The following is a 25,344-nucleotide window of genomic DNA, read 5'->3' on the forward strand; positions in this document are numbered from 1 at the left end:
AAGGCGGTCCACCACCGCCTAAGCCGCCTCAAGGTGGTCCGCCACCAAGGCCCCCTCAAGGAGGAGGACCACCTACTGTACCTCCGCCGTCATTCATCCCCCAATTTCCAAATGTAGGTTTTTTCGGAATTGAAGCTGGGGCAATGAGAGGGTGTTTATATAAAAATACGTATATTTGGTTAAGGAATGGCCGCTCATTTTGGCTTTATCCTACGTATGTTGGTCGGAATACCGTAGCAGGTTACCGCTGGAGACCCAATCAAAAACGATGGGCCTATTATGGTACCGATGAAGATGAAATTCAATCTTTTCAATGCTATTGAATAAACAATCCGCAGAAGCGGATTGTTTTTTTGGGGGATCCAATGTTATCTCTCTTTCAAAAAAAGTCGGGAAAATCCGAAATGATTCCATCCAAGTTCATTTTCTTTAGAGACTGCATCTGTTTTTTATTGTTGACTGTCCAAGTAAATACTTTCATTTCGTGACTCTGAATTCGTGTTTTAAGATTCGGGTTTAACAACGTTTGCTTTGGATTCGCAAAAGTTGCAAATTCTGAAATCTCTTTTAGTTTTTGATCCGAAATTCGCCGATTGATTAGTACGCCGACTGGAATTTTGGGTAAGAGTTCGTGAAAAGTTTTCATGGAGTTCATATCAAAAGAATGAACCATGATTTTATTTTCAACGTTTGAATTAAGCGGACTTTTCAAGAGTTCTTCTGCCAGTTTTCTCTCGATACCGGGGTAAAGGGAGGGGTGTTTAATTTCTATTAATAGTCCAATCTCATAAGACGAAAAAGTTTCCAAAACCTCGCTAAGCAAGGGAATCTTCTCGTTTTTAAAATCAGGGTGAAACCAGCTCCCGGCATCCAATTCTAGTAACTCTGCGGCTGTATAGTCCCTGATATTTCCCTTACCGTTAGTCGTCCTCTCGAGAGTTGGATCATGATGCACCATAAGTTCCCCATCTTTACTAAGATGGATATCTACTTCCAGAACATCCACGCCCATCTCTATTGCTTTATAATAGGATGCCATTGTATTCTCAGGACAATATCCCGATGCCCCGCGATGTCCAATCTTTAGTGGTGTATGTTGATTTGAGAGAATGGGAACCACCCTTTTCCTTCTGTTAAAGGAAAAAATGAGCAGGATGAATAAGATGATAAAGACTATAAGGAATAACTCTTTCAATTTGCACACTCCTTGATTATATTTATGGGTTATTAGATATCTACCCTCATTTAAAAGAAATAAAAGAACGTTGTCAAAACGTCTATATGAGAGAGATAAGGAGGATTGAAGGAGCTTGGCGTCTTGTATATAACAGGCAATAAAAGAAAGAATGGATGCAGCTTTAGAAGCTGCATCCATTCCTTTTTCATTATACGATGATTGGTGTAACGTCTATATTCCCGCGGGTTGCCTTGGAGTAAGGGCAAGTTGCGTGTGCTTTCTTTACAAATCCTTCAGCTTCTTCTTTGCTCAGGTCTGGGATGGAAACATCTAATCTAACGGCCAATTTGAAACCGCCATCTGTCTCATCTTTACCGATTGTGACATTCGCAGTCACGGATGTATCCACTTTCTTTTTTTCCTTACTAAGTACAAGGTTCAAGGCACTGCCAAAACAAGCGGCATACCCTGCGGCAAATAACTGTTCCGGGTTTGTTGCCTTTTCACCAGAACCACCTAATTCTTTCGGTGACCTTACATCAAAATCGAGGATGCCGTCCTCCGATTTTACATGGCCTTCACGTCCACCGTGTACGGTAACTGCAGTTGTATATAATGGTTTCAAAAAAACAACTCCTTTTGATTTAGTTATATTATATAGGTTCCCATTAATTGGACTTGTTAAACAAAAGAAAGAGAGTTGGTCATCTATTTATAATTTATTTAAAAATTGTATGAAATTGGAATAAGTTGTTTTATAATAACTGTATTAAGCCAAGTAGTACACTTATTACAGTGAGGGGGCTGATGATGTTTGAGTTGGACGTACAAAGTAGAAGACCCATTTATGAACAATTAATGGAAAAATTCAAAGAGCTTATAATCAGTGACGTACTAAAAGAACATGACCAGCTGCCTTCCGTTAGAATATTGGCTCAGGAACTGACCATTAACCCTAATACGATTCAAAAAGCTTATAGGCAGCTTGAAGCGGAAGGGTTTATATATACGGTACCAGGAAAAGGTAATTTCGTTTTACCCCCCGGGGAATTGAAGAATTCATTAAAGGAAGAGAAGATAAGGTCGGAGCTTACTAGGGTGTTAGCGGAAGCCCTGTATATTGGTATCGAAAAAAAAGAAATTTATAGGTTGGTCAAGGATATAAGTTCGATAGCAAAGGGGGGGGAAACATGATAGAAATCAAGCGTGTTAGTAAGTTATATGAAGGAAAAGTAGCGATCAAAGACGTTAGTTTGGATATACAAAGAGGATCTATTTTTGGATTGTTGGGATCGAACGGGGCAGGAAAGACGACCCTTTTGAAAATGCTATCTGGAAATTTGATCCAGGATAGCGGTGAGGTTCTTATCGATGAATCCCCAGTATTTGAAAACCGGGTAGTGAAAAATCGATGTTTCTTCCTTCCTGATATGCCTTACTTCTTGGCTAACTATTCCATCATGCAAATGGCAGGTTTTTATAGTCATGTTTATAGTGAATGGAATCAAGAACGTTTTTATCAATTGCAGGAAGTTTTTGCGCTTCCCTTTCAATATAAAATTCACAAGCTGTCTAAGGGAATGCAGAGGCAGGTTGCTTTTTGGCTGGCCCTTTCAACGATGCCAGAAGTTTTAATACTCGATGAACCCTTTGATGGGCTTGATCCGGTCATGCGCAAAAATGTGAAACAGTTGCTGATTCAGGATGTATCCGAACGAGAAATGACGATCTTGATTTCATCCCATAACCTTCGGGAAATTGAAGATTTAGCAGATCATGTGGGGATATTGCATCAAGGGGAGCTCATCATCCAGAAGGATTTGGATGATTTGAAAGCGGATGTACATAAAGTTCAAATAGCCTTTAAAAATAAAATTCCATATGGCATTTACCGTGGCATGCAAATCCTGAATAAGGAAAGGAGGGGCAGCGTCATCGTCTGCATCTTAAAAGGAAAAGAATCTGATATCAAGACTCATTTCAGCCAGTTTCAACCTGATATATTCGATATCCTGCCCCTCACTTTGGAAGAAATCTTCATATATGAAATGGGGGACATCGGCTATGCCATTCAAAATAGTCTCGTTTAATAAAGAACTGGTATTTTATATTTTTAGAAGTACCGGATGGATTGGGTTTCTTTATTTTATCGGCCTCATTTTTGCACTGCCTTTGGAAATATTAACGATTATTCTCAATAATAATAGTGAATATATGAACTTTGTAAATTTATTTTCCAGTCAGGGGATGATTCAATTCGTCCTAGTCATAAGCATTCCGGTATTGCTCGCCATTTTCCTATTTCGATTTTTACAAGTAAAACAGGCTTCGGATTTTATACATAGTTTACCGATCACTAGGAGAAGTATATACGTTCATATGATAGGGATGGGGATTTCCTTTATCATTGTCCCCATTTTGCTTACAGGCCTCATCTTGTATTTATTCCACTCAGCCTTAGATGTTGAAAAATTGTATAGCCTGACAGATATTTGGTCGTGGATGGGCATTACTTTTGTCATGGAGACAGTGATTTTCTCTGTAGCTGTCTTAATTGGAATGGTGACGGGATTATCGGCTCTACAGGGCTTACTTACCTATATAACGCTTGGGTTGCCAGCTGGGCTATTTATCTTACTAGCGGCGAATGTGAAGTTTTTGATGGTTGGTTTTTTTGCCGAATACTACTTAAGTGCCAACATGAATAGCATGTCCCCTATATTGGCGGCAACTGAAATGGAAAAAATGAATGTTTTCTCCTTTCAGCTACTAATCTATGCACTGGTCTCCTGCCTATTTCTATGGCTTTCATTGGTTCTCTATAAACGGAGAAAGCTGGAGCATGTATCGCAAGCCTTTGTGTTCCCCTTGATTAAACCGGTATTTAAATATGGTTTAACGATAAGCATGATGCTTTTTTCCGGCTTTTATTTTAGTCAAACAACCGGGAAAATCGAATGGGTCGTGTTCGGCTATGTGATTGGATCCATAATTGGCTATTATTTAGGCGATCTCGTCTTGCAAAAGACTTGGCGGGTCCGGTTTTCTTTTAAAGGGTACATCACCTTTATGGTGAGTGTCATCGCTCTTTCCATCCTTCTAAAGTTAGATCCGCTTTCGTATGAGTCAAAGGTGCCTGATAAAAAGATGATCAACCAAATATATATAGGGAACCATTCACCTATATATTATGAAGATGAGGATTCAGGGAGTTCAATCTATCTAAAAGAAAAAGAAAATATCTCAGCTGTACGTTTGTTACATCAGCAGATTCTTGAAAAGGGTAAGATGGAGAGCGTCGCAGATCCTAATCCTGAAAACTCCGTGTTTCTTATATACGAACTTGAAAATGGAAGACATTTAGCGAGGGAGTACCATTTGCAAAATTATGAGTCGTATATGCCGCTTTTAGCCAAAATCTATGAATCTAGCGAATATAAACAAACAGTGAATGAGCTGTTGCATGTACCGGTTGAAGAAGTTTCCAAAATGAAAATCAATGCCACCGGAGAAATGGATAAGTCCGTAATCATTACTGATAAACAGCAGCTTGCGGAAGCGGTTCAGGCGTTATCGGAAGACCTGAATAACCAGACACTCGCCCAAATGACGAAGACCTGGGGAGAATATGCATACATTGAAGTTCTTCTCGAAAATAACAAGACCATCTATATGAATTGGAACTCTTCTTATCCTGCCTTCACAAATTGGATGGAACAAACGGGACAAGCTGAAGAGGCAAGATTAACGGCAAATGATATCTCTCATATTCTTGTAACGAAGACCGATTTTAATTTATATAGTACGTCCGAAGAAGAAATTGAACAAATAGTGGAAAAGCAGTCGATTCTGTTGAAGATTGATCAGCCTGATGAAATAGAGATGGCCATCGAAAACAGTCAATTGGATTATGGGGAAGGAAAGTATACAGCTGTTTTTTATTATAAGGATAGCCGAGATTTTGAGATAAGGACTTTTTCTGGTGACCATGTTCCCGATTTTATTTTAAACCACTTTGAATGAATAGAAAGGGAGGATGAATTTGAAGAAAGGACATTGTAATGAAGCTGAAGGTTTCACCAGGGTTTATCATTCATTTTATAAGCGAATCTATTACATTGCTTTATCCATCATCAAATGTCCATATCTCGCCGAAGATATTACTCAGGAAACCTATATAAAAGCCTATACTAAACGTGATACGATCAAGGATGACAGAAAAATGGGGGCATGGTTAGCCTGCATCGCCACGAGGACGGCCATTGATTTTTCGCGTAAGCAAAAACGGGGAAGCCATTTGATTCAGCAGGAAATGATGGATTGGTTGGAAAGTCAGCCCTGTAGTCAAAATGAGGTAGAAGATGCCATGGATTTATGGACATTAAAAGAAGACATCATCCACGTCTTATTTAAATTATCCCATAAACAGCGGGAAATACTATTGCTTAAGGTGAATGGCGGGTTAAAAGAACGTGAAATCGCCATGGTGCTCAACATTAAGCAGGCGACGGTTAAAATCAATCTGTATAGGGCAAGAAAACAATTAAGAAATGAGTTGCAAAACAAGGAAATTGCATAAAAATCAACGGGATGATGCCCAATTGCTACTTCCATTTATATTTTTATTGAACGGTTTACGTAAGTTATTCTTACTTTAAGGAAAAAATATGTAAAAGGGGGGAGATGAGATGAAAATCAGTCAAGTTTATTATCTACTAGTCATCATGGCGGTTTTCATGGCGGGTTGTAAAGATGAAGAAGGTTCTACTCATTCTTCAACTGCGGATGAGGGCATCACTTCGAAGCAGGCGACCCACGCATCAGTAGAGGGAGCCACGTATCCTCTTGAAGAAATGGAGAGTTTGTCAAACAAAATGGATGTGGCGTTCACGAGCCAAAATCGTTCGAAATGGCAGAATGAAAATCAGGCAGTCATGAAACGTTGGAAACAATTGCATGATAAAGTAGGGATAGCGAATGAGGAGTATGCGGCGGTAGAAAATGAGCTGAAAATGATAGAGGCTGAGCTTCAAAAAGAAGAGGCAAATGAAGCAAAACTGAAATCAATGATGAAGGAAGCAAAGGTGAGAATCGATTTACTTAAGCTGACATTAAAAGAATGATGTGGGGCGATCTAAAGTTTTCCTAAACGATATTTTGGGTATAGAAAAGGAAAGAAAGGATGATGAATCATGAAAAAACTCCTAAAACGAGCAGTCATTTTTGCCGCTCCTTTAATCTTTAAAGAAGTCAAGAAACGTTGGAAAAAAAAGCGTAATCAAAAAGCCATGAAGGCTGGTAGGATAAGTAACTAGCAGACTCAACATCACATTATAAGCACCAGGGGAGAAGACGCTGATACAGCGTCTTTTGTTTTTTATTACTCCTTTCATTTCTTGGATTCATTCACCTCTACATCTTTCGTTCATATCGTGTTAAAATAGTAAGGTTGATTGAAATGGATACCGGAGTAGCGAAGGTATAAGCCTTATGATATATTTTTCGTACATATATTGTGTATGTTCAAGACTTTTGCATACTAGGAAAGGTTGACATTCCAATGTGAAAAAAACGATTAGGTTCTCTATACATGCTATGTGACAATTCCAATAATGAAAGGAACATATTATGCCTACTTTAAAAGATGAGGTCCATTCAAGACGGACTTTTGCAATAATTTCCCACCCGGATGCCGGGAAAACTACATTAACAGAGAAACTACTACTGTTTGGTGGCGCGATTCGTGATGCCGGAACAGTTAAGGCTAGAAAAACAGGAAAGTATGCAACGAGTGACTGGATGGAGATTGAAAAGCAGCGGGGAATCTCCGTTACATCTTCGGTCATGCAATTTGATTATGACGATTTCCGTGTGAATATCCTGGATACACCAGGTCACCAAGATTTCAGTGAAGACACATACCGCACACTGATGGCTGTAGATAGTGCCGTAATGATTATCGATTCGGCAAAAGGGATTGAAGATCAAACGGTTAAATTATTCAAAGTATGTCGGATGAGAGGCATTCCGATTTTTACCTTCATTAATAAAATGGACCGTCAAGGGAAAATGCCACTTGAATTGCTTGCTGAACTTGAGGAAGTGCTTGGTATTGAAACGTATCCAATGAACTGGCCGATCGGGATGGGAAAAGATTTCGTAGGTATATACGATCGATTCAATAACCGCATCGAACAATTTAAGACGGAAGGACCGGAACGTTACCTTACTTTGAATGACGAAGGTGAACTTGATGGAGATCATATATTGAAGGAATCACCGTTATATGAGCAAACATTAGAAGAAATTATGCTGTTGACGGAAGCCGGAAACCAGTTCTCGGAAGAGAGAATTGCTAATGGTCAACTAAGTCCAGTATTTTTCGGTAGTGCGTTAACGGCGTTCGGTGTCCAAACATTTTTAGATGCTTATCTCCAGTTTGCACCTGAGCCACAAGCTCGTATGACCACTTCAGGTGAAGTGAATCCTGTCAGTGAAGAATTTTCCGGATTCATTTTCAAGATTCAAGCGAACATGAATCCGAAACACCGTGACCGGATTGCTTTCCTCCGCATTTGTTCAGGAAAATTCGAGCGTGGAATGAATGTAAACTTGAGCAGAACGGGCAAACCAATCAATCTTTCGTCTTCTACCCAATTCATGGCGGATGACCGGAACACCGTGAATGAAGCCGTGAGCGGAGATATCATTGGTCTGTATGACACTGGGAACTATCAAATTGGTGATACGATTACGACAAGTAAAGATATGTATCAGTTTGAACGTTTACCTCAGTTTACCCCTGAGCTTTTCATGCGGGTAACGGCTAAAAATGTTATGAAGCAGAAACATTTTCATAAAGGTATTAATCAACTGGTCCAAGAAGGAGCGATTCAGCTCTTCAAAACGGTCCGTATGGAAGAATATCTTCTAGGTGCCGTTGGTCAACTTCAATTTGAAGTATTCGAACACAGAATGAGAAACGAATACAATGTTGAGGTAATGATGGAGCGTATGGGTAGCAAAATCACCCGTTGGGCAGAAGATGAAAAACTCGATGAAAATCTGCACAGTTCTAGAAGCATACTGGTCAAAGACCGTTATGATAAATATGCATTTTTGTTTGAAAATGAGTTTGCATTACGTTGGTTCCAGGATAAGAATCCGGATGTGACTTTATATAACCCAATGGATTTGAAATAAGGTTGAGCCCGTGGATCATAAACACGGGCTTTTCTCATAGAAATCAATAGTGATTAGTTTTTCCTATAGTTATGTCTTCAGCTTAGAGAATAAATTCGAAAAGGACATCTAAGGATCATCACGTAACTGTAATAAAGGGGAAGACTTAAGGATAATGCATATGAATAGAATCGTAGAAGGTATTCGTGTAATTTGGTGATACTATGAGCACCGTATAGAATAAAATTCCTTTGACAATATTGAAAAACTTATATATATTTATACCTATGCTTTAGTGCTTAAAAGCGTCTAAGTGAAAGTGAGTGCGAGCGATTCTTACCTCGAGAATATTTAACTTGAAAGCGGTGAAAAATATCATGCGTCTTGAAGATGCGAAGCTTAAGCTCTCATTGCCCGAAGCACTCGGTGTTTTGGCCATTCTATTATTGATTATAGCAACTGGAATTATACATTATGGCTTGGATCCTCATATTCCAATTATAGTAGCTATCCTTTTTTTATTTGTTTATGGGAAAGTGAAAAAGCTTCCATTTTCAATCATGGAGTCAGCTATCGTCAAAGGGGCGGTCTCCGGTATGGGAGCCATCTATATTTTCTTCTTTATTGGAATGTTAATTTCAATCTGGATGGCGAGCGGAACAATTCCGACCATCATGTATTATGGATTTGACTGGATTTCTGGTGAATCCTTTTATGCAGTGACATTTCTGGTGACATCGCTTCTCGGATTGTGCATCGGGAGTTCACTCACCACCTCGGCTACGATAGGTGTCGCTTTCATCGGAATGGCGGCGGCCATGGATTTATCGCTGGCCATCACGGCGGGTGCCATTATCTCGGGGGCCTTTCTTGGGGATAAAATGTCACCACTTTCCGATACAACGAACTTGGCATCGGAAACAGTGGGCGTATCTTTGTTTGAACATATTAAAAATATGCTTTGGACGACACTTCCGGGATTTATTATCACGCTGGTTATCTTTTTCTTCCTTTCCCCTGATATCAATATAGCCCGGATAGAGGAAATAGAAGTGATGAGCCGTACGTTGAAGATGGAAACGAATATCAGTATATGGAGCTTGCTTCCATTTATCATCGTTTTAGGTATGGCTTTGAAAAAGATATCAGCCATCCCGACTTTATCTGCAGGAATCGTTTCCGCAGCAATCATTGCCTTTTTACAAACACCGGGTCTTACTGTTCCGAAGCTAGCTGATATTCTATTTAGCGGTTTCGTTCTTGATAGTGGGATGGAACAGCTGGATTCCATTTTATCCCGGGGTGGCATTGAAAGCATGATGTTCTCGATTTCTCTCGTTCTATTGGCATTGGCCATGGGTGGACTTTTATTTGAATTGGGCATTATCCCATCTATTCTTAGTAGCATTCAGGATTCGCTGACGAGTGTTTCGAAGTTAATTGCCGCAACTGTTTTTACAGGAATCAGTACCAACTTCCTTGTTGGGGAGCAATATTTATCGGTGTTGTTGCCGGGGAAGGCTTTCCAACAAAAGTATGATGATCTGGGGTTGCATCCTAAGACACTGGCACGTGTGCTTGAAGATTCAGGAACGGTAGTGAATCCACTTGTACCTTGGGGAGTCTGTGGTGTCTTTCTGACAAAGGTACTGGATGTTCCGACCTTGGAGTATGCACCATTTGCTTTTTTCTGTTTACTCTGTCCATTACTTAGTTTGATCAGTGGATTCACAAAAATCGGCATTCATTATAATAAGTAAGAAAAAAAGCGGTGAAGAAAACGAAAGGTTTTTCTTCACCGCTTTTTTACATTACAGACTCTTCTTTTGAAACAATACTCCATCCGTTCGCCAAAAGCTTATCTATATAATCTTCGATAGGCAATTCCTCTAAATCTATGGCCACGGGTTTCATAGATACATAGCATTCATCTTTCTCATAATTAACAGTGACTTTTACGACCTCGTACCCATTATGATACTTAGCATCAAATCCAGGGTCCTCGATGATATCTCCTAGAAAGGGACGAAAGGATGATTCAAATGTTTTCATTACAACTTCGGATCTATTTTTTTCCTTATGTTCCTTGGAAGACGTTAAAAAAATGAACAGTTTAATTTTCATCAGTACCTCTCCTTTTCTAAAGTATAGTAAGCAGTAGCTACCCTTTGAAGTTCTTGAAATAGGAAAGGCTGCCCCAAATGTCACCTTTGATGATGTTTGGGGCAGCCCTTTTTTTGTTAAATTGGTTTTATCCAATTCACTTGGAAGAGATAATATCTTCCGTTGGAACCGTCGTAATGACTTTTTCTTTTTGTTCAAGCAAGTTCATTCTCATCACGACATTTTGGTAGATACCCATTGAAAGCATCAGTAGGAGTAAGGATGAACCACCATAACTGATGAATGGAAGGGTAATCCCTGTAATGGGAATGAGCCCCGTCACGCCTCCAACATTAATGCCCACTTGTATGCCTATCATGGAAGATATACCAATCAAGAGAAGGCTGCCAAATGGGTCTTTGCATTTTGCAGAAAGGATGAAGCCCCTTAAGACGATGAAACCGAGTGTCAACAGGACGAAAGCCACACCGAATATTCCTAGCTCTTCCGCAATGATGGCCATGATGAAATCGGTATGGGATTCGGGAAGATAGCCATACTTCTGTACGCTGTCTCCAAGGCCGACTCCCGTAAGACCGCCAGAACCGATTGCAAATAAAGAGTTCACGAGTTGATATCCGTCTTCTCCGGCTGTACCGAAAGGATCAGCGAATCCGGTAAAACGGGATACCTTATTCTCGGTGAAAATACTCGAAAAATTCCCTGTCACTAGTACGCCTAGAGCTACAAGGCCGATTAATAGCATCGTAAGTATAGATAGCTTAAAGATACTTTTAAAAGACATGCCAGACGAAAGGACCATGGTAACTGCAATGAGAAATATGACGGCAGCCGTTCCATAGTCAGGTTGAATGGCAATTAAAAAGCAAATACCAACGAGAAACCCGATCGGTGGAATGACGGCTTTATCGATGCTGTTGATTCGATCCTGTCTTTTACCGTAAATGGCGGCCAGATAAATAATCATGGCTAGCTTGGAAAACTCCGCGGGCTGAATGGATTTTGTTCCTATCTTAAACCAGCTCGTAGCATTACCCGCCGTATGGCCGAAGATGAATAGAAGTAAAAGGATACCAGCCATTCCAAACATCATACTCATTAAAAACGTTTTGTGCTTGTACATCTTATAAGGAAGAATCATCGTCACGATCATGGCAATGAATGAGATGATAAAGGCCGTTTTTTGTTTTTCAAAGAAGAAATCCATGGACAAGCCGTATCGAGCAACTGCAGTAATCATGCTCGAACTATAAATCATGACTAAACCAAACAGACAAAGTAATGTGACTGCGATGAAAATTGGGAAATCATATGCTTTAATAATTCTTTTCACTTGTGCGCTCACCTCGAATATGTATGCGCGAAAAATTCGCCTTCTTATATAGTAACGGAAAATCGGTTAGATAGATAATGATTTTAATCATTTACTAGAATTTAACCTTAAAGAATCGAATATAAACACCCGGTTTATTTAATGCACATGAATACTACTATTCTCTATTTTCGATAATCTGGTTGGATACTCCTTTTAAAAAAACAATATTTTTCTTTTCGTCCCTTGAATAATAGTAATAATTTGTCAAATAACTTACAATTAAGATAATTAAAGGGAGGGATAGGATGGGACATATATACTTTTTTACTGGTTTTCCAGGGTTCATTAGCAATCAGTTGATTAGGGAGCTTATAAAACAGGACGAGGCAGTAGATAAAGTCTATCTACTTGTACTACCTGAGCAAATGGGAAAAGCGGAAGCGGAAATCAAGACAATAGAAAGTGAACTGGACGGGGCAAAGGTGCTATTCCAATTAGTGATAGGAGATATCACGAAAGAGAACCTCAATATCGCTGTTCCGGAGAGTCAAAGTCTTCAACAAGAAATCACGCATGTTTTTCATCTAGCTGCGATATATGATTTGGCTGTCCCGGAAAAAATTGCTCAGCTAGTCAATGTCGTTGGTACGAAGCATGTGAATGAATGGGTCAAAGGGATCCCCAACCTTGTGCGTTATACCTATTTTAGTACCGCTTACGTTGCCGGTAATCGGGAAGGTGACCTGTTTGAACATGAACTTGTACTGCCGAAAAGCTTCAAGAACCATTACGAGCGGACGAAGTATGATGCAGAATTACTGGTCGAGCAATTAAAAAGCGAAGTACCCACAACAATCATCCGTCCAGGGATCGTGAAGGGACACTCCAAGACAGGGGAAACCATCAAATTTGACGGGCCATATTTTATCCTCAACTTCCTAGATCGTCTAAGTTTCCTGCCTATGTACCCATATATCTCGTCGGAAAGGGAGACCGTTGTCAATCTTGTGCCAGTTGATTATATTATACAGGCAACCGCTTATCTGGCATTATATAAAGAAGGTGTAGGTAAGACGTATCATCTAACCGATCCGAGTCCTTGTAAAGCCACTGAGATTTATGAACTTTTTGTTGGTGAATTATATAAGAAGAAACCAAAGGGTCATATGCCAATGGCGGTAAGCCAGGCCTTTTTATCGATCCGTCCTGTACGGACATATTTAGGTGTAGAAAAAGAAGCATTGGATTACTTCACATGGCAGGGACGATTCGATTGTACAAAAGCACAGGCTGATTTAGCGGGATCTGGAATTGCTTGCCCGAATTTCAAGGATGGCGTACCGGCCATGGTCGAATTTTATTTAAGAAACAAAAACGAAAAAAGATACCAGATAAAAATAAGGTGAAGCAAGGGGAGACATTATGGAAGAACTACATAAAAAGTGGGAAGTGTATTCTCCGGCAACAGGAAAGAAAATAGCGGAACTTGATGAAACCCCACTGGAGTCCATTCCTCAATTATATATAAAATCAAGGCAGGCTTTTCTGAATTGGTCTAAACTACCCATCGCCGAACGCTTGAACTATTTAAAGCGCCTTCGTTTTTTGATGGTGGAAAAGATGGATGAACTAGCAGAAACGATTTCGAAAGATACGGGGAAGGTCAAGATAGAAGCGCTTGTGGCAGATATCATGCCAACGATAGATGCGATCAAGCATATTGAAAAACATGCTGCAAAAGCCCTTTCGAGGCAGAAGGCATCAACCCCACTCATGTTAATTGGTAAGAAATCCTATATTGAATATATGCCACGTGGGACGGTCCTTGTCATTTCACCTTGGAATTATCCTTTCCAACTGGCGATGGTGCCGATACTGAATGCCTTAATTGGTGGAAATACGGTCATTTCCAAGCCTTCAGAGGTGACCCCTTTAGTGGGTATAAGCATGGATGACTTGTTTCAAGAAGCTGGATTTCCGGAGGGCGTCATTCAATTTGCCCATGGCGGAAAAGAGCTAGGGGCGGCATTGACGGAACAAAAACCCGATTATATATTTTTTACCGGCTCTGTAAGGACCGGTAAAATTATCGGTGAAGTGGCGGCTAAACAATTAATCCCCACTACGCTCGAACTTGGTGGAAAGGATCCGATGATCGTATTTGGTGATGCCAATTTGGAACGTGCTGTAAATGGGGCACTTTGGGGAGCTTTTACTAACAGTGGACAGGTGTGCATGAGCGTGGAAAGGGTTTATGTGGAAAGGACCGTTTATAAAGAGTTTCTGTCCTTGCTGAAGGAAAAGACGACTGCTTTAAGGCAGGGTACACAATTAACGGACGATGTTGGTTCGATGACGTTCCCGGCCCAGCTTGATATCGTTGCAGACCACTTGGATGATGCACTGAATAAGGGAGCCATCATGGAATCCGGCAGCATTCCGCATGACTGGAAAAAGGGAAGTACTTATTTCATCCCACCGACCATTTTGTCCAATGTCGATCATTCGATGAAAATCATGAATGAGGAAACATTCGGCCCGGTTCTTCCTGTTGTGCCATTCGATAGTGAAGAAGAGGCGGTTCGTCTTGCGAACGACAGTCAATATGGACTTAACTCAAGCGTATGGAGCATGGATGAGGAAAAAGCGAACCGGGTGGCCCGTCAGTTAGTGACAGGAGCGGTGACCATCAATGATGTCTTGATAACCGTTGCCAATCATGGACTGCCGTTTGGCGGGGCAAAGCAAAGTGGTATTGGCCGTTATCATGGGGAACAGGGAATGCGGATATTCTGCCATGAAAAAGCGATCATGCAGGATAAAGGGAAAAAGAATTCGGAAATCCAGTGGTATCCTTATGAAGGGAAATACCGAAGATTTTTATCGCTGTTTCAACATTACTTTTCAGCCAAGACCAATTGGATCAAATTTGGAAGAGAATATATGGAATTATTAAAGATTTCCAAAGAAAAACGAAAAAAATGATTGTTATTTTTGCGGGTAGCACGTATACTACTAATATACTTAATAACTGATTTTCCTTTAATCAAAGGGGAGTAGCGTTAGGGTTCGCCCTAAAACAAAGTCGTCATTACGTGAATGGAGACATTCATCGGCTTTGTTGACATGATTTCATGTTCAGCAAGACCTTTGCCTATACGGCAGAGGTCTTTTTATTTTGCCAAATGCCGATAGGGAGGAAAATACAAACTATTGGAGGTAAAATATATGGAAGTATCATTATTATTGGAATATGGATGGGTCCTTCTTATCTTGGTCGGACTTGAAGGGATACTCGCTGCTGATAATGCAGTCGTCATGGCTGTCATGGTTAAGCATTTACCAAAAGATCAACAACGGAAAGCTTTGTTTTATGGATTGTTAGGAGCTTTTGTTTTCCGTTTTGCAAGTTTATTCCTGATTTCTTTCCTTGTCGACGTATGGCAAGTTCAAGCACTCGGTGCGCTTTACCTTCTCTTCATCGCTTTTCAGCATCTTTATAAGAAATATGCTGGTAAAGGCGAGGCTGAAGTCAAGAAACCTAAGAAACAATCCGGCTTCTGGATGACCGTCGTCAAAGTAGAAGTAGCGGATATTGCATTTGCCATTGATTCGATGCTGGCAGCCGTTGCATTAGCTGTTACACTTCCTGCTACAGGCTGGATGAAGGTCGGTGGAATTGACGGAGGACAATTTGCTGTCATGTTCCTCGGCGGGATGATAGGCTTGGTCATCATGCGTTTTGCAGCTAATGGATTCGTGAAGTTGCTTCATCAGCGTCCATCACTTGAAACTGCAGCCTTCTTGATTGTAGGTTGGGTAGGGGTTAAATTGGCCGTCTACACGCTAGCTCATCCTTCCCTCGGCGTCTTAGAACAGCATTTCCCTGAATCAACCCTTTGGAAGTCAATTTTCTGGGTTGTATTAGTTGGAATCGCGGTTGGTGCTTGGATCATTTCGAGTAAAAAAGAGAAACAAATTCAAGAAGTATAAAAAATGTCAGGCGTGAAAGTCACGCCTGACATTTTTTTGTGCAATGAAAATTAATCATTTTGTGGAAAATGACCGCGTTACCCACAAAAAAATAATCCTATTTTCGAAATTTATGCTTAAGAGTCAAATATTAAATTAAAGTAATAAAAATGACAAATGTCCTATGAAACCATTAGAAAACTTCGATTTTTTTATTGAACTGTAACTTTAATGTAATAAACGAGAAAAAACTAAGCATTTTATCATGTTATATCGAAAATTTAATCTGTGATTTTCGGAAAATAGGTCTTTTGGAACTGTCATTTAGGCTTGCTCCCCTTAAGATTAAGATGTTGATGCATTATTTTGCATCAATAGGAGCGAGGTGAACAAATGCTTGGTTTGTTGTTTACAGCATTCAAAAAAAAGCGTTCTTTAGAATCGACCGTCTTGAAAATTCAACAAGGCGATTTAAGCCTTCGAAATGATACCATAGAATCATTCAAGCCTTTTATAGCTAAAACCGTCTCATCCGTTTGCAGACGTTACATATATGAAACAGATGATGAATTCAGTATTGGATTGATTGCATTTAATGAAGCAATCGATAAATATTCTCCTGAAAAAGGAAGTTCGTTACTGGCATTTGCAGAAACCCTTGTTAAAAGGAGGGTTATTGACTATTTGCGGAGCCAGTCAAGACGTAAAGAAATGACTGTGGATCTTGCAGTGGACGAAGAAAATAACCAAAACCAAAGTTATTTCGATGATAAAAATTCCATACAAGAATATGAAAAGCAATTGGAATCAGAAAAAAGAAGTGAAGAAATTCATCTTTACATAAATGAATTAAAAGATTTTGGTCTGTCGTTTGACGATCTTGTCGAAGTTTCTCCGAAACATGCTGATGCTAGGAAAGGAGCAATCATGATAGCTAAAATGCTAATGGAAGATGACGAGTTAAAAGAAATCCTGTTTACCAAGAAACGTCTTCCTGTTAAGCAGCTAGAGGGTAGGGTGGAAGTGAGTCGAAAAACAATTGAACGGAACCGAAAGTATATCATTGCTGTGGCCATAATACTGAATGGGGATTTCCTGTACTTGAACGAGTATATTAAAGGGGTGATTAATGGATGAAAAAAGGAGTTGTTCTTTCTATAAATAAACGTTTTGTCACTCTTTTAACCCCTGAAGGCGAGTTCTTAAAAACTAAAAGGAAAGCCCGGCCCTATAAAGTAGGAGAGGAAATTACCTTTTCGACTGTTAAACCATCGTTTAATTTTTCTTTTTCCACCTTTCATTTTTCAGCAAAGAAAACCGTCGTGCTCAGCTTGACATCCAGTTTTCTTATTCTCATTTCCCTCCTTCCGTCATTGTTTTCTGACCATGTCTCGGCTTATATGACGATCGATGTGAACCCAAGTATTGAATTGGAACTTAATGATGAACTGGAGGTTCTCAAGCTCACTGGACTTAATGGAGATGGGAAGTTGGTGATTAGGGAAATTTCAAACTGGAAAGGCAAGAATGTTAAAACGGTCACGAATCGTATCGTGAAGACCACAAAACAACTTGGTTATTTGAAAGGGAAAAAACAAATTGTGGTTTCAACAACTTTATTGGATGAGAATAAAGAACTGGATAAGAACCTAAAATCAGAAATTAATAAAATCTCAACTCAGGATAATATCGCCCAAACAAAGCTGAAAGTTATCCCAGCAACAGAAAGTGACCGCAAACACGCAAGGGAGCAGGGGATTTCTACCGGAAAATATGTGGAAAAGAAGCTCGAGGAAAAGGAGAAGGAAAAAGGGGACACAAGGAAACCGGTACAGGGAAGTAACGCGAATCATTCAAGACACAGTGAAAATAATAGTAGCAAACGTGAATTACATAAAAAAGAAGCCGGAACAATACCTGAAAAAAATAAAGAGCTTGAGCAAAAGGAAAAAGCGGTAAAATCTTTAAGGGCTTCAGTAGAAGAGTCAACCAGAAAAAAGGAAGAATCGCCTCAGAAAAAACAAAAGGTGAATAATCCTAAAGTAAAAGCACCAAAGCAGGAGCCATCAAAGCCAAAGCCACAAAAGGAAAAAGCGTCAAGGCCACAGCCACAAAAGGAAAAAGCACCAAAGCCAAAGTCACAAAAGGTGAAAGCACCAAAGCCACAGCCACAAAAGGAAAAAGCACAAAAGCCACAGCCGCAAAAGGAAAAGGCAGCAAAGCCAAAGCCACAAAAGGTGAAAGCACCAAAGCCACAGCCGCAAAAGGAAAAGGCAGCAAAGCCAAAGCCACAAAAGGTGAAAGCACCAAAGCCACAGCCGCAAAAGGAAAAAGCGCAAAAGCCACAGCCGCAAAAGGAAAAGGCGTCAAGGCAGCAACTGCCAAAGGAAAAAGCACCGAAACAACCACCCCATAAAGAAAAAGCAACAAAACAAAATAGTGAACATTCCCCTAAGAAAAATGAAATCGATTTTCACCATAAATAGAGCCCAGCTAATAGCTGGGCCCTTATCCATTATATTCAGTTAGGTTAATTATTGACCTTTAAGCTGAGATTGTGCCTGCTGGACAAGTCGTTTTGTGATTTCTCCACCAACCGAACCATTTGCTCGGGCTGATGTATCTGAACCCAATTGAACACCGAATTCTGAAGCAATTTCATATTTAATTTGATCTAAGGCCTGTTCAATTCCAGGCACAAGAAGTTTATTACTGCTACTATTATTAGCCATTTTATTTTCCCCCTTATTGGTTCAGCGGTTTTTCCGCTGTAATTATAGTATGAGTAAAACGGTTGTTTTTACTTATAGGACGGATGTCAAATTTATTGGTAAACCTACCTTATTGTTGTAAGTAAGTCAGTTCCTAAAAGGTAATGGAAAAATCATCGAAAAAAGAGTACACTAAGATAGATTTTGTAACAATCATCGATTACGTAGAGTAAGAAAGGAAAACTGCATGGTTGCTATTAAAAAGCTATTATCAAAATTAACGCCAGCCCAACTTATCGTTGGTTATTACTTTATGGCCGTCAGTGTTTCTACAATACTGCTTAGTTTGCCAGTTGCTCTAAAACCTGGAGTGAGATGGGGATTCATGGATGCACTTTTCACTGCGGTTAGCGCAGTAAGTGTGACAGGATTAACCGTAGTCAATACAGCTGACGTATTCAGTAACACGGGCTATTTCATCTTAATGTTCGTTCTCCAATTTGGCGGAATTGGCATAATGACACTTGGAACTTTTTTTTGGTTGATTTTAGGCAAGAAAATTGGGATCAAAGAAAGACAGCTGATCATGACTGACCAGAATCAGACTAATCTTTCGGGTCTTGTTAAGTTATTGATTCAAATTATAAAGATTTTTGTCGTAATTGAATTAATTGGAGCTCTTATTTTAGGTGTTTACTTCCTGAATTATTATCCAGATTGGAAGTCAGCCTTGGTAAATGGACTCTTTTTAGCGGTCAGTTCCACTACAAATGCTGGTTTTGATATTAGTGGTGTATCCATGATCCCTTTCAAAGGCGATTATTTCGTCCAATTTATCACGATTATCCTCCTGATTCTGGGGGCAATCGGATTTCCGGTCTTAATCGAATTAAAAGAGTTTTTGTCGAATAGTTCGCGTAGTTATAAGTTTCACTTTTCCTTGTTTACAAAGCTGACCTCGGTGACTTTTTTTGGTCTTATCATTGGAGGAAGCATCCTTATCTATCTCCTTGAAATCAAGGGCTTTTTTCACGGAAAAAGCTGGCATGAATCACTTTTCTACTCATTATTCATGTCGTCGAATACGAGAAGTGGTGGCCTTTCCACGATGATTGTTAGCGAGTTTTCGGAACCGACCTTATTACTGATGAGCATTCTAATGTTTATTGGAGCATCGCCTAGTTCTGTAGGTGGTGGCATACGGACGACGACCCTTGCTATCATGATTCTCTTTTTGTGGAACTTCATGCGGGGGAGAAAGTCCATTAAAGTATTCAAAAGGGAAGTGCATCCTGATGATACCCGAAAAGCAACGGCTGTCATGATAATGGGTTCTTTGCTATGTATCCTGGCGATTTTCGTTTTGACTATAAGCGAGAACTTCACTTTGATGCAAATCATTTTTGAAGTTTGTTCCGCTTTCGGTTCAGTAGGCCTTTCGATGGGCATTACTCCGGAATTGAGTAATGTGGGCAAAGTTGTCATTATGATAATTATGTTTATTGGTCGGGTTGGAATTACCTCCTTCCTCTATATCATCGGTCATAAAGAAGTTACAGAGAACTACCATTATCCTAAAGAGCGTGTCATAATTGGCTGATTATTAAATAATAAAGATGAACCTTTCCGTTATTGGAGAGGTTTTTTTGGTTAATAGCAGGAATTGCGGATATTTTATGGAATTTTACTTTAAAGAGATTATTTACCATATATAACCAAACCTTAAGCGAATCGGACAATAAATAAAATTATATTGTAAGTATGGGAGGTGTAAGGTTGAATAGCTATGTTGGCAGACTGGTTGTCCCCACCCTATTTTCCGCATTGCAACTACCCTATATAGTTTGGCTTTACGCTGAGTCACGGAAAGTCCCTGTAGTAGGAATATTCTATCTTGCCATTATTGCTGTCGTTGCATGGTTGTTAGGAGCCGTCTATGATAAAAAGCAAAGGACCATTGAATTGTTGAAAGATAGCGAAGGACGTTATCGCATTATTTCTAAATCCTCTAAAGAGTTGCTTAACAGCTTCAATGAAGTGATTTTTAAAACGGACGAAAAAGGGAAATGGCAATACTTGAATCCAGCATGGAAAATGATGAGCGGAAGGACTGTCAATGAATCACTGGGTCTCCATTTTTCCAAAGAAATAGATAAGACATCTTATCATCGTATTTTGAAAGCGTTTGCAAATTCCTTCCGTGAAGGAAAGCGATATTTCCGTGTCGACATTAAAATGAATAATCGAAATAATGAAGGGTCTTGGGTAGAAGCATTCGTTAAATTAGTCTATGACGACGGAGGTGAATTCATTGGGACGGCGGGCATATTATCGGAAATCAATGAAAGGAAACATGCAGAAGAAAAACTTGTAAGCCTGAATGAACATTTGGCCATTACCTCCAGCAAGTTATCTGCAGCTGCCCAACTTGCAGCTGGTATTGCCCATGAAGTCCGAAATCCTATGACTTCCATTTTGGGGTTTGTAAAATTAATCAAAGATGGGTCTGAAAACAAACAGGAATATTATGACATCATTTTCTCAGAAATTAACCGGATCGAGCAAATCCTCAATGAATTATTGTTACTTTCGAAGCCTAGTAAAACTGAATTTTCGGAAAAAAATCTAATCGGTATTTGCAATCATGTTTTAACGTTGTTGGAGACAAATGCTGTTCTTAATAATATCCAAATTCATAAAAACTTTGATGAAGACCCGATTTTAATTTACTGTGATGAAAATCAAATCAAGCAGGTACTAATTAACCTTATAAAAAATGCGATTGAGTCCATGGCGAATGGTGGTAACATTTTTGTCAATATTCAAGAAAAGGATCACGAGGTTTCAATAGGCATACTGGACGAAGGGGAGGGAATACCAGAACACTCGATTCAAAAAATTGGCGAACCATTCTTCACGACGAAATCGTCAGGTACGGGGTTAGGTCTTTCTGTATGTTTCAAGATCATTGAAAATCATGGGGGAAAAGTGTTCATAACAAGTGAGAGAGCAAAAGGGACGAAAATCGTTTGTGTCTTTCCTACCTGCAAAACAAATGAAAAAAAGGAGGTACCTTTTAAAATAATGAATAAATTTTCAGAAAATAAAATTTAATTATTGAAAATATTGTAAAAATAATAATATAATGGAAAAGAATGAACATACCGACCAGTTAGTTAGTAAAAGGGAGGAATGAATGTGAATTTCGAACACACTCAAAAAGTGAAGGACTTAGAAAAAAAGTTAATCGGTTTCATGGAACAACATGTCTATCCAAATGAGGCCGTCTATCAAAAGGAATTAGAAAAACAAAACAGTCGCTGGAGTGCCATACCGCCCATTTTATCTGAATTGACGGGTAAAGCGAAGGAAGCTGGACTTTGGAATTTGTTTTTACCTGATAGTGAACACGGAGCAGGTTTAACCAATCTTGAATATGCACCACTTTGTGAAATCATGGGAAGATCCATGATAGGACCCGAAATATTCAACTGTAATGCACCGGATACGGGAAATATGGAAGTTTTGGTTCGTTATGGAACGGATGAGCATAAAGAACGCTGGCTTAAACCCTTGCTTGCCGGGGAAATAAGGTCTTGTTTTTCGATGACTGAGCCTGAAGTGGCCTCTTCCGATGCAACTAATATTGAATGCAGAATTGTAAGGGAAGGTGATGAATACGTCATCAATGGTCGAAAGTGGTGGTCATCTGGGGCTGGAGATCCGAGGTGTAAAATTGCAATTGTCATGGGTAAGACCAATGCCGAAGCACCCAAACATGAGCAGCAATCGATGATTCTGGTGCCGCTAGATACACCCGGCGTCAAAATTGAACGTATGCTTTCTGTTTTTGGTTATGACCATGCTCCACATGGACATGCTGAAATCACATTTACTAATGTCAGGGTCCCTTCTGAAAACATCCTCTGGGGTGAAGGGAAAGGATTTGCCATTGCTCAAGGAAGACTCGGACCTGGCAGGATCCATCACTGCATGAGGCTAATCGGTGCAGCTGAAAGAGCACTTGAAGAATTATGTAAGCGCATACAAGAACGTGTAGCATTCGGTAAGCCTTTGTCGAAACAGGGGGTGATCATGGAGTGGGTGGCCGATTCGAGGATTGAAATTGAACAAGCCAGACTTTTGACTTTAAAAGCTGCTTATATGATGGATACTGTTGGAAATAAAGAAGCGAAAGCTGAAATAGCCATGATAAAGGTAGTAGCTCCCAATATGGTATTGAAGGTGATAGACCGTGCAATCCAAGGCTTTGGTGCTGCAGGGGTTTCAGGTGACTTCCCGCTTGCTGCCCATTGGGCCAATGCTAGAACATTGCGGCTAGCGGATGGCCCAGATGAGGTACACCGTCAACAGGTGGCTAAAATCGAACTTCGTAAGTATCAAAAGGATGAGGTGAAAATATGAAAATAACCGAGTTATTCGACTTAACTGGAAAGACGGCGATAATTACTGGCGGTGGAAGGGGATTGGGCGAACAGATAGCGACCGGTTTTGCCGAGGCTGGGGCCAATGTCGTCCTGTGTTCAAGAAAGAAGGCCGCGTGCGATGAAGTTGCCGCCCGCGTGGAGGAACTTGGCGTAAAGGCGCTTTCCTTTAAATGCGATATCACAAATCCTGCCGACGTACAAGAAGTCGTGAATGAAACGGTCCGGAAATTTGGCTCCATCGATATCTTGGTGAATAATAGCGGTGCATCCTGGGGAGCATCGGCCATCGACATGCCCCTTGAGGCCTGGAACAAAGTGATGAATGTGAATGTAACGGGTACCTTTATCATGTGCCAGACTGTTGGCAGGATCATGATTGAGCAGGGATATGGAAAAATCATAAACATCGCCTCGGTTGCCGGTCTGGGCGGTACGAATCCAAACATACTGGATGCCGTTGGCTATAATGCGAGCAAGGGAGCGGTCATAACCTTGACAAAAGATTTAGCCGCTAAATGGGGTCAACATAATATCAACATAAATGCGATAGCCCCGGGTTTCTTTCCCACAACCATGACGAAAGGCGTGCTAGCTAAAGGGGAAAGTCCTATTCTCGATTCCACTCCGCTCAAAAGATTAGGCAACGAGGATGACTTGAAGGGTGCTGCTGTATACCTCGCCTCAAAAGCTTCAGATTATGTGACGGGCAATATCCTGATTGTTGATGGCGGTTCTCATGTCATGTAGAAAATAGAATCAAAAATGGCTGGAGGGTATGTAATGAATAATAAAAGATGGCTGTCCGTTTATCCTGATTCAATCTTGAAGGAAATTGAAGTCCCTGAAGTCCCGGTGCAACAGATCCTCCAAAAGGCATTTGAGTCCTATCCAAGCAACACAGCGATCACCTTTTATGGGAGAAAGATTTCGTACAAAGAGCTCTTCTTTGCATCACAGGCTTTTGCTTCCGCCCTTCAAAAAAAGGGAGTGCAAAAGGGTGATCGCGTTGCCCTCATGCTACCTAACTGTCCTCAATACGTTATCGCCTATTATGGGGCCTTGACGGCAGGGGCAATCATTACCCAAGTCAATCCAATGTTGGTCGAAAGGGAGCTTCAGCAAATTCTACAGGATTCCGGAGCCGAGACGATTGTCATTTTAGATGGATTGTATCCAAAAGTGAAGAGCGTACAGCCCAATGGGAATGTGAAAAATGTCATTGTAGTCAGTCTCCAGCCATCTGAAGCGGATTTTCAACCCGATGTTGCTTTTGACCAGTTTTTGAAAACGGGTGACGGTAACATAATCCCTGTTTCATTTGATTCTGTAAATGATATAGCCGTCCTTCAATATACAGGAGGAACAACGGGACGATCCAAGGGTGCCATGTTGACGCATCGCAACATCTTGGCCAATGTCATTCAGTCTTATGAATTTTTTAAACATGAGTTGAAAATGGGAAGGGAACGAACGTTGACGGTCATCCCGCTTTTCCATGTGTTTGGGATGCAGTCTGCAATGAATTTGTCCATTTATACTGCGGGGGATTCGATTATGCTCCCTCGTTTTGAAATAGAAGAAGTACTTGAAACAATCAAGCGTGAACAGCCAACTACTTTTCCTGGAGTACCGACAATGTACGTCGCTTTGACGAATCATCCTAAAGCCGAAGAATACGGCATGGATTCTATACACCTTTGTAACAGTGGCAGTGCACCGATGCCCGTTGAGTTGCTTCGTGAATTCGAGAGGAAATCAGGTGCGAAGATATTGGAAGGATATGGACTTTCAGAAGCATCCCCAACCACACATTGCAATCCGGCGTTTGCTGAAAGAAAGCCAGGGAGCGTGGGGATTGGTTTCCCATCGACGGATTATAAAGTAGTGGACCTGGGGGAGGGATTGAGTGAAGTATCACCAGGGGAATTGGGAGAACTGGTGGTTAAAGGCCCACAAGTGATGAAAGGGTACTGGAACATGCCGGAGGAGACAGCGGTCACATTGAGAGATGGATGGCTTTATACGGGGGACATCGCCAAAGTGGATGAGGATGGATATCTCTATATTGTAGATCGGAAAAAGGATTTAATCATTGCTAGCGGATATAACATTTATCCGCGTGAAGTGGAAGAGGTCCTTTATGAGCATCCAGCCGTCCAGGAAGCGGTGGTAATCGGAGTTCCAGATGCGTATAGGGGAGAAAGCGTAAAAGCGGTACTTGTTCTTAAAAGTAACCAGGAAACCAGCGAACAGGAAATCATCGATTATTGCCGGAAAAACTTATCGGCTTATAAAGTCCCTCAATTAGTTGAATTTCGAGATGCACTTCCAAAAACAAATGTCGGGAAGATTTTAAGGCGCGCTTTAAGAGAAGAAATGCCTAGGAAATAAGAAGAGGCATGATTGTACGAAAGC

General features: G+C 40.5%; 23 protein-coding genes and 1 riboswitch. Of the genes, 18 read left to right on the plus strand and 5 right to left on the minus strand.

Features of this window, described 5'->3' with window-relative positions; genetic code table 11:
- Positions 1-379: 379 nt before the first annotated feature.
- Positions 380-1,195 (minus strand): glycerophosphodiester phosphodiesterase, encoded by an 816-nt coding sequence (locus tag ACIQXH_RS12455; protein WP_403123734.1) that lies wholly within the window; start codon positions 1,193-1,195, stop codon positions 380-382.
- Positions 1,196-1,385: 190 nt separating this feature from the next.
- Positions 1,386-1,802 carry an organic hydroperoxide resistance protein gene (locus ACIQXH_RS12460; protein WP_402867917.1) on the minus strand — a complete coding sequence of 139 codons (417 nt, stop codon included), beginning with the start codon at positions 1,800-1,802 and terminating at the stop codon, positions 1,386-1,388.
- Positions 1,803-1,987: 185 nt separating this feature from the next.
- Here ACIQXH_RS12460 and ACIQXH_RS12465 point away from each other — a divergent pair, with 185 nt between their 5' ends.
- The 8 genes from ACIQXH_RS12465 to nhaC all read left to right on the plus strand — a co-directional run bounded on the left by ACIQXH_RS12465 (position 1,988) and on the right by nhaC (position 10,119).
- Positions 1,988-2,371, plus strand: a complete 384-nt coding sequence (locus tag ACIQXH_RS12465) for a GntR family transcriptional regulator (RefSeq protein ID WP_403123736.1) — start codon at positions 1,988-1,990, stop codon at positions 2,369-2,371.
- Positions 2,368-3,267, plus strand: coding sequence for an ABC transporter ATP-binding protein (locus ACIQXH_RS12470; RefSeq protein ID WP_403123738.1), 900 nt, complete (start codon positions 2,368-2,370; stop codon positions 3,265-3,267). Before ACIQXH_RS12465 ends, ACIQXH_RS12470 begins: the two co-directional genes overlap by 4 nt.
- Entirely contained in the window at positions 3,242-5,200 is a 1,959-nt protein-coding gene (locus tag ACIQXH_RS12475) for a DUF6449 domain-containing protein (protein WP_402867920.1), read from the plus strand. The genes ACIQXH_RS12470 and ACIQXH_RS12475 overlap by 26 nt, the downstream gene beginning before the upstream one ends.
- 19 nt (positions 5,201-5,219) lie before the next feature.
- Positions 5,220-5,756 carry an RNA polymerase sigma factor gene (locus ACIQXH_RS12480; protein ID WP_402867921.1) on the plus strand — a complete coding sequence of 179 codons (537 nt, stop codon included), beginning with the start codon at positions 5,220-5,222 and terminating at the stop codon, positions 5,754-5,756.
- Between the two features lie 109 nt (positions 5,757-5,865).
- Positions 5,866-6,300, plus strand: a complete 435-nt coding sequence (locus tag ACIQXH_RS12485; protein ID WP_402867922.1) for a hypothetical protein — start codon at positions 5,866-5,868, stop codon at positions 6,298-6,300.
- A 69-nt stretch (positions 6,301-6,369) separates the two neighbouring features.
- Complete coding sequence (locus ACIQXH_RS12490) at positions 6,370-6,492, plus strand: hypothetical protein (protein ID WP_402867923.1); 123 nt, start codon at positions 6,370-6,372, stop codon at positions 6,490-6,492.
- A 313-nt stretch (positions 6,493-6,805) separates the two neighbouring features.
- Positions 6,806-8,380, plus strand: coding sequence for a peptide chain release factor 3 (locus ACIQXH_RS12495; RefSeq protein ID WP_402867924.1), 1,575 nt, complete (start codon positions 6,806-6,808; stop codon positions 8,378-8,380).
- A gap of 344 nt (positions 8,381-8,724) precedes the next feature.
- Positions 8,725-10,119, plus strand: a complete 1,395-nt coding sequence (gene nhaC, locus ACIQXH_RS12500) for a Na+/H+ antiporter NhaC (protein WP_402988015.1) — start codon at positions 8,725-8,727, stop codon at positions 10,117-10,119.
- A gap of 46 nt (positions 10,120-10,165) precedes the next feature.
- Here nhaC and ACIQXH_RS12505 read toward each other — a convergent pair whose 3' ends face one another.
- Both ACIQXH_RS12505 and ACIQXH_RS12510 read right to left on the minus strand, forming a co-directional pair.
- Positions 10,166-10,483 carry a hypothetical protein gene (locus ACIQXH_RS12505; RefSeq protein ID WP_402867925.1) on the minus strand — a complete coding sequence of 106 codons (318 nt, stop codon included), beginning with the start codon at positions 10,481-10,483 and terminating at the stop codon, positions 10,166-10,168.
- A gap of 136 nt (positions 10,484-10,619) precedes the next feature.
- Positions 10,620-11,816, minus strand: a complete 1,197-nt coding sequence (locus tag ACIQXH_RS12510) for an FtsW/RodA/SpoVE family cell cycle protein (RefSeq protein WP_402867926.1) — start codon at positions 11,814-11,816, stop codon at positions 10,620-10,622.
- Positions 11,817-12,103: 287 nt separating this feature from the next.
- Between ACIQXH_RS12510 and ACIQXH_RS12515 the strand changes: the two genes are divergently transcribed.
- From ACIQXH_RS12515 to ACIQXH_RS12535, 5 genes are all read left to right on the plus strand, one after another.
- A complete protein-coding gene (locus ACIQXH_RS12515; protein ID WP_402867927.1) occupies positions 12,104-13,204 on the plus strand; it encodes an SDR family oxidoreductase in 1,101 nt (366 codons plus the stop codon).
- Between the two features lie 16 nt (positions 13,205-13,220).
- Complete coding sequence (locus ACIQXH_RS12520) at positions 13,221-14,783, plus strand: aldehyde dehydrogenase family protein (RefSeq protein ID WP_403123741.1); 1,563 nt, start codon at positions 13,221-13,223, stop codon at positions 14,781-14,783.
- 54 nt (positions 14,784-14,837) lie between these two features.
- Positions 14,838-14,938, plus strand: a riboswitch (yybP-ykoY riboswitch).
- 88 nt (positions 14,939-15,026) lie between these two features.
- Positions 15,027-15,791 carry a TerC family protein gene (locus tag ACIQXH_RS12525; RefSeq protein ID WP_402956070.1) on the plus strand — a complete coding sequence of 255 codons (765 nt, stop codon included), beginning with the start codon at positions 15,027-15,029 and terminating at the stop codon, positions 15,789-15,791.
- A 372-nt stretch (positions 15,792-16,163) separates the two neighbouring features.
- Positions 16,164-16,907, plus strand: coding sequence for an RNA polymerase sigma factor SigI (sigI, locus tag ACIQXH_RS12530; protein ID WP_402867930.1), 744 nt, complete (start codon positions 16,164-16,166; stop codon positions 16,905-16,907).
- Positions 16,904-18,256 carry an anti-sigma factor domain-containing protein gene (locus ACIQXH_RS12535; protein WP_403123744.1) on the plus strand — a complete coding sequence of 451 codons (1,353 nt, stop codon included), beginning with the start codon at positions 16,904-16,906 and terminating at the stop codon, positions 18,254-18,256. The genes sigI and ACIQXH_RS12535 overlap by 4 nt, the downstream gene beginning before the upstream one ends.
- A 48-nt stretch (positions 18,257-18,304) precedes the next feature.
- On the opposite strand, the gene ACIQXH_RS12540 is transcribed toward ACIQXH_RS12535, so the two are convergent.
- Complete coding sequence (locus ACIQXH_RS12540; RefSeq protein ID WP_402867932.1) at positions 18,305-18,502, minus strand: alpha/beta-type small acid-soluble spore protein; 198 nt, start codon at positions 18,500-18,502, stop codon at positions 18,305-18,307.
- A 226-nt stretch (positions 18,503-18,728) separates the two neighbouring features.
- On the opposite strand from ACIQXH_RS12540, the gene ACIQXH_RS12545 reads away from it, so the two are divergent.
- The 5 genes from ACIQXH_RS12545 (at position 18,729) to ACIQXH_RS12565 (ending at position 25,320) form a co-directional block, all read left to right on the plus strand.
- On the plus strand, positions 18,729-20,081 hold the full coding sequence (locus tag ACIQXH_RS12545) for a TrkH family potassium uptake protein (protein WP_402867933.1): 1,353 nt from the start codon (positions 18,729-18,731) through the stop codon (positions 20,079-20,081).
- Between the two features lie 176 nt (positions 20,082-20,257).
- On the plus strand, positions 20,258-21,595 hold the full coding sequence (locus tag ACIQXH_RS12550) for an ATP-binding protein (protein ID WP_403123747.1): 1,338 nt from the start codon (positions 20,258-20,260) through the stop codon (positions 21,593-21,595).
- 141 nt (positions 21,596-21,736) lie between these two features.
- Positions 21,737-22,906 carry an acyl-CoA dehydrogenase family protein gene (locus ACIQXH_RS12555; RefSeq protein ID WP_402956487.1) on the plus strand — a complete coding sequence of 390 codons (1,170 nt, stop codon included), beginning with the start codon at positions 21,737-21,739 and terminating at the stop codon, positions 22,904-22,906.
- The gene (locus ACIQXH_RS12560; protein ID WP_403123750.1) at positions 22,903-23,676 is read left to right on the plus strand and encodes an SDR family oxidoreductase; all 774 of its coding nucleotides are present in this window, start codon (positions 22,903-22,905) and stop codon (positions 23,674-23,676) included. Before ACIQXH_RS12555 ends, ACIQXH_RS12560 begins: the two co-directional genes overlap by 4 nt.
- A gap of 33 nt (positions 23,677-23,709) precedes the next feature.
- A complete protein-coding gene (locus ACIQXH_RS12565) occupies positions 23,710-25,320 on the plus strand; it encodes a long-chain-fatty-acid--CoA ligase (protein ID WP_403123753.1) in 1,611 nt (536 codons plus the stop codon).
- The last annotated feature ends 24 nt before the right edge of the window (positions 25,321-25,344 follow it).

This window comes from Peribacillus sp. NPDC097225, from assembly GCF_044761955.1.
GTDB lineage: Bacteria > Bacillota > Bacilli > Bacillales > DSM-1321 > Peribacillus.